The 10,530-nt window shown below is 58.1% G+C and carries 15 protein-coding genes and 1 pseudogene; 4 read left to right on the top strand and 12 right to left on the bottom strand.

Annotated features, from left to right (window positions below; all coding sequences use genetic code 11):
* The 12 genes and pseudogenes from E8F20_RS00190 to E8F20_RS00135 all read right to left on the bottom strand — a co-directional run.
* On the bottom strand, nt 1–1,169 hold a 1,169-nt coding region (locus E8F20_RS00190), incomplete at its 3' end, for a hypothetical protein (protein ID WP_280281901.1).
* 167 nt (nt 1,170–1,336) lie between these two features.
* Nucleotides 1,337–2,506, bottom strand: a complete 1,170-nt coding sequence (locus E8F20_RS00185) for a zonular occludens toxin domain-containing protein (RefSeq protein WP_280281900.1) — start codon at nt 2,504–2,506, stop codon at nt 1,337–1,339.
* Between the two features lie 11 nt (nt 2,507–2,517).
* Nucleotides 2,518–2,844, bottom strand: coding sequence for a DUF2523 domain-containing protein (locus E8F20_RS00180; protein WP_271470248.1), 327 nt, complete (start codon nt 2,842–2,844; stop codon nt 2,518–2,520).
* Nucleotides 2,844–3,974: a virulence factor TspB C-terminal domain-related protein gene (locus tag E8F20_RS00175; protein ID WP_280281899.1), complete on the bottom strand. Its 1,131-nt coding sequence runs from the start codon at nt 3,972–3,974 to the stop codon at nt 2,844–2,846. Before E8F20_RS00175 ends, E8F20_RS00180 begins: the two co-directional genes overlap by 1 nt.
* Before the next feature lie 430 nt (nt 3,975–4,404).
* Nucleotides 4,405–4,629 (bottom strand): major capsid protein, encoded by a 225-nt coding sequence (locus E8F20_RS00170; RefSeq protein WP_280281898.1) that lies wholly within the window; start codon nt 4,627–4,629, stop codon nt 4,405–4,407.
* A 7-nt stretch (nt 4,630–4,636) separates the two neighbouring features.
* Nucleotides 4,637–4,852, bottom strand: a complete 216-nt coding sequence (locus tag E8F20_RS00165) for a hypothetical protein (RefSeq protein WP_271470251.1) — start codon at nt 4,850–4,852, stop codon at nt 4,637–4,639.
* Nucleotides 4,849–5,016 (bottom strand): hypothetical protein, encoded by a 168-nt coding sequence (locus E8F20_RS00160; protein WP_280281897.1) that lies wholly within the window; start codon nt 5,014–5,016, stop codon nt 4,849–4,851. Before E8F20_RS00160 ends, E8F20_RS00165 begins: the two co-directional genes overlap by 4 nt.
* A gap of 18 nt (nt 5,017–5,034) precedes the next feature.
* Nucleotides 5,035–5,430 (bottom strand): DNA-binding protein, encoded by a 396-nt coding sequence (locus tag E8F20_RS00155; protein ID WP_280281896.1) that lies wholly within the window; start codon nt 5,428–5,430, stop codon nt 5,035–5,037.
* A gap of 266 nt (nt 5,431–5,696) precedes the next feature.
* A complete protein-coding gene (locus tag E8F20_RS00150) occupies nt 5,697–5,909 on the bottom strand; it encodes a hypothetical protein (protein ID WP_280281895.1) in 213 nt (70 codons plus the stop codon).
* Nucleotides 5,910–5,912: 3 nt separating this feature from the next.
* Nucleotides 5,913–6,200, bottom strand: coding sequence for a DUF5447 family protein (locus tag E8F20_RS00145; RefSeq protein ID WP_280281894.1), 288 nt, complete (start codon nt 6,198–6,200; stop codon nt 5,913–5,915).
* Nucleotides 6,201–6,219: 19 nt separating this feature from the next.
* Nucleotides 6,220–6,348 (bottom strand): annotated as a pseudogene (locus E8F20_RS00140) (Arc family DNA-binding protein); the annotation flags it as partial.
* Entirely contained in the window at nt 6,345–6,560 is a 216-nt protein-coding gene (locus tag E8F20_RS00135; protein ID WP_280281893.1) for a DNA-binding protein, read from the bottom strand. The gene E8F20_RS00135 and the pseudogene E8F20_RS00140, both read right to left, overlap by 4 nt.
* 137 nt (nt 6,561–6,697) lie before the next feature.
* Between E8F20_RS00135 and E8F20_RS00130 the strand changes: the two genes are divergently transcribed.
* From E8F20_RS00130 to E8F20_RS00115, 4 genes are all read left to right on the top strand, one after another.
* The gene (locus E8F20_RS00130) at nt 6,698–6,964 is read left to right on the top strand and encodes a DNA-binding protein (protein WP_280281892.1); all 267 of its coding nucleotides are present in this window, start codon (nt 6,698–6,700) and stop codon (nt 6,962–6,964) included.
* 84 nt (nt 6,965–7,048) lie between these two features.
* Complete coding sequence (locus E8F20_RS00125; RefSeq protein ID WP_280281891.1) at nt 7,049–7,396, top strand: hypothetical protein; 348 nt, start codon at nt 7,049–7,051, stop codon at nt 7,394–7,396.
* A 3-nt stretch (nt 7,397–7,399) separates the two neighbouring features.
* Nucleotides 7,400–8,887, top strand: coding sequence for a DUF6531 domain-containing protein (locus tag E8F20_RS00120; protein ID WP_280281890.1), 1,488 nt, complete (start codon nt 7,400–7,402; stop codon nt 8,885–8,887).
* An 18-nt stretch (nt 8,888–8,905) separates the two neighbouring features.
* The gene (locus E8F20_RS00115) at nt 8,906–10,519 is read left to right on the top strand and encodes an RHS repeat protein (protein ID WP_280281889.1); all 1,614 of its coding nucleotides are present in this window, start codon (nt 8,906–8,908) and stop codon (nt 10,517–10,519) included.
* Nucleotides 10,520–10,530: the final 11 nt, after the last annotated feature.

The following is a 10,530-nucleotide window of genomic DNA, read 5'->3' as shown; positions in this document are numbered from 1 at the left end:
CACACCCACTCCCTGAGGCTGGCGAAGGCCTTTTCCGCGCCTACACGCTCCCGTGCGAGCAGGCTGATGAAGTTTCCCAGGAACAGCTCCACGTTCTTGCCGGTGAAGCCCTGGGAGGTCTTGAAGTGGCGTTTGTAGTGGGTGCGTCCGGCCAGCGATTCAGCCGGGATAGACACCTTCACGTCCTGGCGCATGAGGGTCCAGAAGGCATCGAGCACGCCCTTGCTGGAACACAGGCGGAAAGACTCCAGGCCGTACTGAAACAGCCCGTCGAGATGGCCGGCCAGCTCGGCAAAGGTGCGGTTGTCGATCATGGCGCCCGTCTGCATATCGGCCGAGCCGTCAGCGAACTGCTGGACGATGGAGTGGTGATAGCGCAGCTCGATCCGCCAGACAGGTGCTTCGGGGTCGTAGTTCTGGTCGTCGTCGGAATTGAACGGGTTGTCCATGCCGGACCAGACCGAACGCCAGTAGTCGAGCTTGTCGATGCTCCAGGCCTGCAAGGACTTGTTGTAGATGGCGAGCTGTATGCCTGACGCAGAACCGAACAGGAAGGACTGGCCACGGCCATAGGAGACGGCTTCCCCGTCGTAGTGGACTTCCTTGATGCCGGAGAGGTCGCGGCGGGTACGCGCACGACACAGCAGACGGTCAATCAGATCCACGGGAGGTGCCCATCCCTGCACGTCCAGGGCGAGGTGGACGGCGCACTGGTTGGGCTCGACGTGCTGCATGGCTTCCTTGGCGAAGCGGTCCATCCACTCCTGCAGGACGTCGGGAGTACACGACTGAATGGCGTGCGGGCTCACTTCGATCTTCATGTGCGCGCCGATCACGTCGATCTTCACGTTGAAGTTCTTCAGCAACAGGACGAAGCCGAGGTCCGCGTTCTGCAGCTTGTACTGGTAGCCCGAATCACGCCCCACACGTCCGGCATGCCAGTGATGTCCCGCGAACTGGACAATGCCACCTCGCTCAATGGCCGTGACCAGTTCCGGACGAATGAGGCCTCGGTACAACTGGCGCACGGTGTCCACCCGGCAGCCCAGCAATCGGACCTTTTCAAGGTTCGTCATGCGGGCCGTCTTCGGGTCGAAGAACAGGCGCGAGTCGCGAGACTCAAGACCGGTCGTGAGGTCCAGTCGAACCTGATCCACTGCTTTTTTCATGCTTCCAAGCTCCACGAATTGAAACGAATCGACACGGCTAAGAGCCATTCATAAGACGTGCTACAGGGACGTCAGGCCCGCGGCCCTTTGCGCGGTGCTCGCGGGCTCGCATCCGGGCAAAAGGCCCGCGGGAGAAGGCCTGACGGTGTGCACCTGGTGATTCGCCGCTACCACAGAAACTCCCCCTTCACGTAGGGCACCTGGGTCACACGCACCTGCTTGGGTGGCGTATCGGAGCCTGGCGTGGGGGCGGATGTGGACGGCAGTGAATTGGCCTTGTAGGTCTCCAGCGATGGCCGGTCCGGCAGGCTGGCGTCGAAGAAGCCGTAGGTGGCGGCGTTGAGGCAGAAGTCGAAGGAGGTCATCACGCGGGTGGACTGCTGGCTGTAGCACTGGCAGGAGACGCCATCCTTCACCGTGTCCGGCGGACGCTTGGCGACCAGGAACGGATCCGAGGTGGACAGGCAGTACAGGCGCGGATGGGTCACCGGCTTGGTCAGTTCGTCGTACACCGGCGCCGTGGACGGGATATCGGGGATCCTTGGCTCCAGGCTGGCCAGGTACTGCGCCTTGGTCTTGGGTCCACTGCCAGTCTGCGGGCTAAGCACCGCATCGACCTTGTCGCTGACCTTGTCCACCAGGGACTTTTCCGTGACGGCCGCAGCGGCTGCCTCGACCGGCTTGGAGCCTTGCTTGTAGCGCTCATAGGCGCGGTAGACGAGCACCGCCGCGACCACCAGCACCAGGCAGGCCAGGATGAACTTCTTCGGCAGGTTGACGCGGAAGTGGTGGCCCGCGTTGGCGCTCTGATAGACGTCGAAGAAGCGCTTGTCGATCTTCACCGGTTGCTTGTCGGCGTCCTTGAAGGCGGTCTTCTTCTCCACGTCCTCGATGACGAACTGCGATTCGAAGCGCAACAGCTGGGCCGACTTGAACACCCGCATGAAGTGGATATGCCCATCGGCCAGGCGCCGCGCGTGCACATCCAGGAAGCGCGGGTCCTGGGTGATCAGGTGCAGCTCGTGGCCGTTCTTGCGGATCAGCTCCAGGCGGCTGACGTGTTCGGGGATGGCCTTGCGCGGATCCCGCACGCCGAACATGGGAACCGCTGCCGAGCCCTGGGCTTCGTCCACGACGATGATGGCGTCGGCGGGCAGCTCGTACCATTTGGTGGCGTCGTCGAACTCGAACCAGGCCGCCTGCAGCTTCTCCGGTTTGAGGCCGGTGACGTTGTGGTAGTAGACGACGCGCCCGGCCTTGAAGGCCTTGTCGTCGATCTCGCGGATGGCGTTGAGGGTCTTGCCGTGGCCGGGCTTGCCGGTGCGTAAGATGATCATGGCCGCCTCCCTTAAGCATCAATGGAGGTGCCGCCCGGGGCACGCCAGACTTGTTTGCGTTTGAGGTCGGCGGCCTTGTCCAGGCCGGTGAGGACCATGCGGGTGGTGATGGCGGAGAGGAAGATGTTGACGATGACGTCGAACTTGGCGATGCCGAGCATCTGCTGGATCACCACCCCAGTGCTGCCGATGTTCTGGGTGATGTAGTTCTGCACCACATCGAGCACGGCGTTGTAGCCGACGTAGGTGACGAAGCCGACGCCGAGCATGCGCAGCACGAGGCGCACGGCGGGGCCGATGATCATCATGATCAGCTGGGCGATGAAGAGGAATTGCATCAGGCACCTCCAAAGGCACGGCCCACGTATAACGCCGCCGCTATCCCAGCGAGGGCGACGAACACGTAGGAAAGGTCGGAAGCCGCCGCGCACAGCGGCTCATAGGAAAACGCGAGGGTCTTGCCGCCACCGGAGCGCAGGTTGACGGTCTTGTCTGCGGGGCAGCTGTTTGAGGGCAGCCAGCGGGCGCCGGACTGGATGAAGGACGGCACCTGGACTTGCGGGGATTCGGGGTTGCCGGGATCGGCTTCGGCGAGGAAGCCTTCGATTTCGCCCTTGTGGCCGGCGAAGTCGTTCAGTTCTTCGGCGGCGCACTTCTGCTCCTTCTCCTGCTGCAGGATCGCGCACTGGATGGCGTCGCCTTCGCAGGCAATGGCTTGTTCACATTGCAGGCCGGAAGCGCTGGATTCGCTCTCTTCCTCGTCCTGCTCTTCCTTGGCTTTGTCGTCCTGGGATTTGCCGTCGCTGTCCTTGCAGCCCGGGCCGGTGCAGGTGGAAGACTCGCTGCCCTTGCTGCCATCGGCATTGGTATGGCTGACCGAGGTGTTGTTGGTGACGCTGGTGGTGCAGGCCTTGGTGCCGGAGCAGTTGGTCGTGGTGGTGGTTTCGCTGGTGGTGGTGGTCTTGGAACCATCCGGGTTGGTGACCTCGGTGATGTCCTTTTCGGTCTCGGTCTTCTGTTGCGACGGCGAGGGAGACTTGGGAATGCACACGTCCTGGATGCCAGAGCCGACGTCTACTTGCCCCCGGTCGCACGAGCCCGGGTTGGTGAATTCGACGCTGGTTTGGCAGGTCATGTGTACCCGCCCTTCCCCATCGGTCACCTTGTCGGTACAGCTGGATTCGGACTTGGATTGCGCCTCGAGGGAGGACGGGCCTTTGTTGGGGCTGTCTTCGGCGGAGCAGGAGACGCCATTGCCCTTGTAGGCGAACAGGCCGAACACGCCATTGGGCGTGCCATCGACGAAGCGGTAGACGTTGGTGGGCCCGGCGCTGTCCCAGGCGTACTGGCAGGAGCCCTGGCAGACCACGCCGGGCGGATCGACCTGAGCACCAATGGCGCCACCGCCGGTGTACTCGCCCATGCGGTGCTCATGGGAAAGGGACTGGCCGATGGTGGGTTCACACACATCCGGGGCCGGAGCTTCGCAGGCCCCCGTCATCGGGTTAAAGGGCTGCCCCGGCGGGCACGAGTCCCCGATTCGATACATCGGGTTACTCCAACGCGGCGTGCCCTCAGCATTTCGGAGGGTGCAGTCGGCCTGGGTGCCATCACGGTACAGCGGCGAGACACTCTTCGTTGGATAGATGGTGGTTAAGCGGGCGGCCTCGCACAACGCTTCCGGGCTGGCCTTAGCGCCAAGGTTGAGGTTGTCGGGTAAAAAGACCCAGGCATAGGTCGCCGCCTCAGAGACGCCCGAAAAACACCAGGTAAAAAGCCACGCAGCAAAGGGCCAGATAAAACGTCGGATAGTCGAAGGACATTGGTTCACCATCTCGCTTCTCGCCCTGGGGAAAAGAAAGGCCCGGCGAACCGGGCCCGTGGAGCGGACGCCGGCCTTACAGCGCGCGACGCATGTACTTGAACGCAGCCGCGCCGACCAGGACGGCGAACACAGCCCAACCGATGGTGTTGGTGTCTTCGCCGGCAGTGGTCAGGGCGCCGGTCGCTTCGGGGGGAACGGCGGCGAACACGGTGGAGCCGACGAAGGCACAGGCAGTGCCGACAGCAGCAGTGGTGGCACCGACGGAGCGGCGCAGGAGGGATTGCAGGTTCTGGCTCATAGAGACCTCACAGCAGTTTTTTCAGGAGAAGGAAGGCGAAGACCGAGGCGAAGAGGATGAGCACCTCATCCTTCAACGCCATGGCGTCCTCCCACGTAAGCCCGGACCCTTGATCCAGCGAAGTCCGGAGTTCTTCAGCCGTGACAGCGGACAGTTGCCCGGCGCAGACGATGCCGCCGCCTACCCGTACGCCCCAGTCGCCGTCACAGACGATGAAGTTCATGCCGCGTGCTCCAGGACCTGGGCCGGCAGCGGCTGTTCGCAGCCACCGGGGCAGGTGTGTTCATGGAGCTTCGGCAGGAGGTCGGACGCCGGGGCCGGTTGATTCCAGAGCTGGCCCATCGGCCGCCCGCAGCGGTCACACACGACGCGATCCAGAATCACCATGGCGGCGCCCTCCCCCGGTTAGGACTTGGCCGGCTCGTTCGGAGTCGGAGTGGCTTGCGGCTGCTGCGGACGACTCGGCTGGCTGCTGCGCGGAGCCGGTTGGTCGTTCACCACAGCGACGATCACTTGCTTGTTCTCGATCCGGCCGTATTGGTCGCGGGTGGGGCGGACGGCGGTTTCGAACTTCATCTTCTGAGGGCCGCGGGTGAAGTCGATTTGCTCCAGGACGGTGGGGTCGCAGCTGTAGCCGGTGAACTCGAAGCCACGGGCGTTGGGGCGTTCCTTGGAGCCCTGGGGGATGGGCGAGAAGCCCTGCAGGCTGGCGAAGACTTCGCCGGTGTCTTTCTTGGCGTACCAGTCGGTCTGGACGACGAGGATTTCCAGGGTGGCTTTGGCGGTTGGGATGTCGAACATGGGTATTTCCTCTTTCGGATGCGCCTTGGGCGCGGTCGGTAATCAGCCGGCTCGACTTTCTTGGGCGTGAAGGGTCCCTCGACCCGTGGTTGGCCGTTCTGTCGGTGTGGCTGTGGGTGGTGCCTGGGTGCGTTCGGTCGGGCTGCGGGGTGGCCGGTCAGGCCTCAAACACAAAGGGCGCTGCCCTTGTCATCCCGCTCTTGCCGCCGAGGGCTCGGGAGCGCGGGGCGGTGAAGCGTTGCCCCTCTCTCCCCAGCCGAGGCTTTTCAGGGTGGGGGGCGGTCAAGGGTGCGCTTCGCCCGGCGCTCCGTTTGGCCGAACGGTGAAGCGTGTTCGGACAAGCCGGTGCGGCGGCCCTGGACCGGGGCGAGTCCGGTGTGGGGGCGCGGGCGCGGAAGAAGCCCGAGGGCCTTGGCCAGCCGGAAGGTCAGGACGGCGATCAGGGCCACGACCAGGGCGATGAGTTGGGCGTCAGTCATGGCTCAGTCCTCGAACGGCTCGTGGATGGGCACGAAGGGCGTGGGCGGCCCGCTGTCGTACACAACGTGCCAGTACTTCGGGGCGCGGCGGGCGGGCCTGTGTTTCTCGCAGTACAAGGCCGGCTGGCAGACCCAGCGCCCAGCGACCTTGGATATCTGCGCAGGGCGGCAGTGCTCGCAGGGAGTGGACCGGGAGGGTGCGCTGCCCGCCAGTTCGCGACGGGACCAGCAGACAGAGCAGTCGCAGTTCGCGGCGTGGGTGAGGTGCAGGTAGTAGTTGTGATCCTTCATGGGCGGGCACCTCCTGGACAAAGCTCTGCTCAAGTCGAACAACCAGCTCGGCGTTCAGGGACCGATGGGCAGCTTTTGCGGCCCGCTCGGCCTTGGAGCGGAGTGCGAGTGGCATGCGCAGCTTGAATTGCGGGTTAGTGCGACTCATGCCATCCACTCCTGCTCCAGGAGCCAGCCACGAAGCAGAGCGCTGTTAACCATGCGGCGCTTGCCGAGCTTCACGGTGGGCAGTACGCCCTTCATGGCCCAGGCCCGAACAACGCCGTAAGCAACGCCATTGCGTTCGGCCCAGCTCTCGATGGTTTCAACGTCCTGTTGCGGGCCTATCAAGCCGCGTGGGTCAAGCTCTTCCAGTTCCATGCTCGTTCCGTCACTATTCGTGGCAATGAGTATCCATATACAACTATCAATATTTGATAGTTGATTAATGACAAGTTTAGTTTGATGGAAATGAGCGGCAATCGGCTGAGTCCGAATGCACTGGTGAAAGCAGGAAAATGAGAGAGCGAATCATCGCGATATTGGCGCGGAAAAAGCTGACAGCTAAGCGACTGGAGCAGCTGAGCGGTATTGATCGCGAAAAATGGTATGCGCTTAGAAGAGGTGGCAGGCGGGTTAACGAAGACGACATCAAGGTGATCGTTGAGCTAGCTCCCGAGTACGCCTTGTGGCTTGTCAGCGGAAAGATTGCCCCGGAAGCTGGGCAGACAAGCCCCGACTACGACGAAGCTCATTCAAACTTGCCCAAACCCAACGCGGGATAGCGATTACGACAGCAGTAGCTAAACGCTGGTTCTCAAGGAGGGGCCGCTAAGCGGCATTGGGGAAAGGGAGGTCACCAGTCAGTCATGGATCGACGCATCGCCCGGCCGTTCGGCCGAAGCCAACTCTTCCACGATCATCATCCGCTTCGGCGCGCGGATGGTGAGGTGCACAGTGTCACCCTCGATAGCGCCGACTCGAATCTCTATGCCTTTCGTAACGAGCAGATCCAGCAACTAGCACCAACTCACCACTCCATGGCTATCAGAATTCAGAATGCTACCCCAAAAATTCTGTTTCTAGCTAAGCGAGAGTCGATTGGCGGCGAGCAATACTCATCAGCAAACGTCGAAAATCAACCTAAATCTCCCTCCCTGATTTTAATCAAGGGAATTTTCCACATAGCACTTCCCACTCAACAATTTGAGCATTAACTGATGAACCAGCGGTTTATTTTATATTTCTCCGCCTGCTTTTTCTCTACATTTTTTCCCAACCTCTCTTCGGCAACTACATATTCATGGAAATTCCTTCCCGACAACCTTTCGCTTGGTGCTAATGCCTCCCCTGAGACACTATGTGAAGCAGCTAGAAAAACCACGCCATATCCAACTAAAGAGATCTCAGAATTATATAGAGCAGGCACCCAGGCAGACTGCATTCTAAAAAACACTGCAGGAATACCGCGCTGGGTAAACCCAATGTTTCGACTAGGTGACTCCTGCGCAGCGGGGGCTGTATTTAGGCCAGAAACTGGACAGTGTGTTAGCATCCAAAAGGGCGCTCCCAAGGAAAGCGATAATTCACCTAAATCTTGCACTGGCAATCCTATTATTTTTTCCATTGGAAACAAATATCAAATAGAAACCGACTACACACACGCAAAAAATGAAACAATCAACTTCTCAAGAAGCTATAACAGTCTAGACGGCGTTTGGCGACACAATTATTCAACTCATCTAAAGCCCTCCAAAATCGGCTCAAATCAATACTTAACCTTGGTCATGGCGGATGGCTCAGAAGGATTCTTTACCGTACAAGAAAATTTAGCAACTAGTGATAGCATCAACTTAGGAAAACTTTCCAAGGAAGACGAGCACTGGGTTTATACCTCAACCGAAAATGAGCGCTTTGTATTTAACGAAGAAGGCAAAAATATCAAACGCACAAGCCCAAAAGGAAGAGAGCAAACCCTACTTTACGAAAACAACAAAATCACAGTAACAGACAATTACGGACAAAGCCTTCTTATCACCGAGGACTTGGACCACCAACCACTTACCTTCAACACCTCAAACATTCAAATCACCTATAACTACAACACCAACAAACGCCTCACGTCTCTAAGCCGCACTTCCAGCGGAACAACTTCCCAACGCCAATTCCACTACGAAGACAGCAATAACAATGCATTACTCACCGGCATTACCGACGAACTCAATGTTCGCTACGCCACTTGGAAATATGACAACCAGGGCCGTGCGATATCCAGCGAACATGCAGACAGCGCTGAAAAGATTCTTGTGAGTTACAACCCCGATGGATCCACCACGATCACCAATGAACTAGGCAAGCGAACCACCTACCGCTTCCAAGTCATTCAGGGCATCAAGCGTATCACTGCTATCGAAGGCGAGCCCTCCCCCAACTGCCCCAATAGCAACTCCACCTTCACCTACGACCAACGTGGTCTACTGAAGACAAAGACCGACAATCGCGGCCTAACTACCACCTACGACTACAACGCCCGTGGCCTGGAGAGTTCCCGCACCGAAGCTGCAGGAACTCCGCAGGCTCGCACTATCGTCACCGACTGGCACCCAACTCTGTTCCTGCCGGTGACCATTACTGAACCGGATCGCATAACAACCTATCAATACGACGAACAAGGCCGACCACTCGGCCGGACTACCAGCGAATTTTAATTAACACGGAACGTTAATATGTCTCATGGATTGCGTGTCAACAATGAAGAAAATTTCCCCGATCGCAGAAAGCACCCGCTACGTTACTGGCTCGCAGCGTCAACCACACTACTAGTTTGCTGCAAATCTTTTGGCTTCGACATGATGCCACCGACAGAAGTCAAATACGTCTCTACCTTTGTAAGCGGCCGTTATTATGAAGACCCTCATACCGCATGCAAATCCATCGCCACCTCACTAAACTCTGGGCAATATAAAACTTCAGACTATCTCAACCCCCGCTACGGAGTTCGCCCCCAATACGGACCTGGCTGCTACTATGACTTAAGAAATGTAAAAACGGGAAGTATCACCTACAACGTACACTATCAGAACTGGGTGAATCCGGTATACTCTTGCCTGCCTGGCTATGACGGACCATATAAAACTTACCAATACCACTCTTGGGGAGATGATATTTGCCGACTTTCCAATTCCAAGTATACCGACACACAGCCGGCGTCATGTACAACATTGCCATCAACCCAGGGTTACCAAGCAAGGGCAGTTCCCATTCAAATTCCTGGACTCGACATTGACTTACAGTACTACTCAAAGCCGTCGACCTCAACTTATCGCTCAGGCTCTCTTGGAATCCCTGATTGGTCATCACCGCTAAACAGCAAACTTCGCTTCGCCTACAGCCCAGTTTATCAAAAGATATTTGCACAACTCACCGAAAGCGAATTCACCAAATACTTATTCAAGGAAGATAGCCCTGGTGTTTTCACTGCATGGGGAACTGGGCTTTCGTTAACCAATGAAAATGGCTCGTTCGTACTGCACGATCAAGCAGGTGGTCGCCGCGTCTATTCGAGCGAAGGTAATCTCATCGGATTCCAACCCGCAGGAGAGCCTTTTACCACCATTGAGTACTACGCCCTTGATGCAGAATTGAACAATGCAGGATACGGCATGATCAAGAGTATTTCATCACGCGGTCATGTCTACAGTTTCCGATATCAGCAAACACGCTTGCATAGAATAGAGTGGGAGGGGGGCGAAGCCACCTTTCAGTATGAAAATGGCAAGCTCACCAAGATAGTTTACCCAGACCAGGAAGTTTCCATTGCCTATGAAGACGGCTCCAATTGCCTTCGTCAAATCAATCTGAACGGCCAACCACAATATACAAGCAGTTGCACCGCACAAGGACAGTTACTTCAAGAGCTAACACCAAGCGGCTCATTGAGTTATAGCTACCTTTCGGATGGCTACGTAGTAACTAACAGTCTCGGGAAGAGAACGCGCTATCAATTCTCGGTCATCGCCAGCGAGCGCCGACTAACAAAAATCTCGGGCGAGGCGACTCCAAACTGTGAGGCGGCCCAGCGAATTACCACCTATTACCCAAATGGCCTACGGCAGTCGTCGACCGACTGGAAGGGCAATCAAACTCAGTTTCAGTATGACAGTCGTGGTCGAGAAGTCTCCCGAACTGAAGCCGTCGGCACCCCACATGCACGGACCATCACCACTGACTGGCACCCGACCCTATACCTGCCAGCAACAGTCACCGAACCGAATCGCATCACCACCTACGAGTACGACGCTCAAGGCCGTCAGATCGGCCAGTCCATTACCGAACGCTGATTTCAGAGGGA

Source organism: Pseudomonas sp. BN415, from assembly GCF_029871195.1.
Lineage (GTDB): Bacteria > Pseudomonadota > Gammaproteobacteria > Pseudomonadales > Pseudomonadaceae > Metapseudomonas > Metapseudomonas resinovorans.
Note: the sequence above shows the minus strand (reverse complement) of the source record. Positions and strands in the feature narration are given on the sequence as shown.

What these genes read in the sequence shown, in the direction of transcription:
- E8F20_RS00135 (WP_280281893.1), bottom strand. Translation starts at nt 6,560, where the DNA reads ATGGAACTGGAAGAGCTTGACCCACGCGGCTTGATAGGCCCGCAACAG.
- E8F20_RS00145 (WP_280281894.1), bottom strand. Translation starts at nt 6,200, where the DNA reads ATGAAGGATCACAACTACTACCTGCACCTCACCCACGCCGCGAACTGC.
- E8F20_RS00150 (WP_280281895.1), bottom strand. Translation starts at nt 5,909, where the DNA reads ATGACTGACGCCCAACTCATCGCCCTGGTCGTGGCCCTGATCGCCGTC.
- E8F20_RS00125 (WP_280281891.1), top strand. Translation starts at nt 7,049, where the DNA reads ATGGATCGACGCATCGCCCGGCCGTTCGGCCGAAGCCAACTCTTCCAC.
- E8F20_RS00180 (WP_271470248.1), bottom strand. Translation starts at nt 2,844, where the DNA reads ATGCAATTCCTCTTCATCGCCCAGCTGATCATGATGATCATCGGCCCC.
- E8F20_RS00130 (WP_280281892.1), top strand. Translation starts at nt 6,698, where the DNA reads ATGAGAGAGCGAATCATCGCGATATTGGCGCGGAAAAAGCTGACAGCT.
- E8F20_RS00120 (WP_280281890.1), top strand. Translation starts at nt 7,400, where the DNA reads ATGAACCAGCGGTTTATTTTATATTTCTCCGCCTGCTTTTTCTCTACA.
- E8F20_RS00155 (WP_280281896.1), bottom strand. Translation starts at nt 5,430, where the DNA reads ATGTTCGACATCCCAACCGCCAAAGCCACCCTGGAAATCCTCGTCGTC.
- E8F20_RS00160 (WP_280281897.1), bottom strand. Translation starts at nt 5,016, where the DNA reads ATGGTGATTCTGGATCGCGTCGTGTGTGACCGCTGCGGGCGGCCGATG.
- E8F20_RS00165 (WP_271470251.1), bottom strand. Translation starts at nt 4,852, where the DNA reads ATGAACTTCATCGTCTGTGACGGCGACTGGGGCGTACGGGTAGGCGGC.
- E8F20_RS00185 (WP_280281900.1), bottom strand. Translation starts at nt 2,506, where the DNA reads ATGATCATCTTACGCACCGGCAAGCCCGGCCACGGCAAGACCCTCAAC.
- E8F20_RS00170 (WP_280281898.1), bottom strand. Translation starts at nt 4,629, where the DNA reads ATGAGCCAGAACCTGCAATCCCTCCTGCGCCGCTCCGTCGGTGCCACC.
- E8F20_RS00115 (WP_280281889.1), top strand. Translation starts at nt 8,906, where the DNA reads ATGTCTCATGGATTGCGTGTCAACAATGAAGAAAATTTCCCCGATCGC.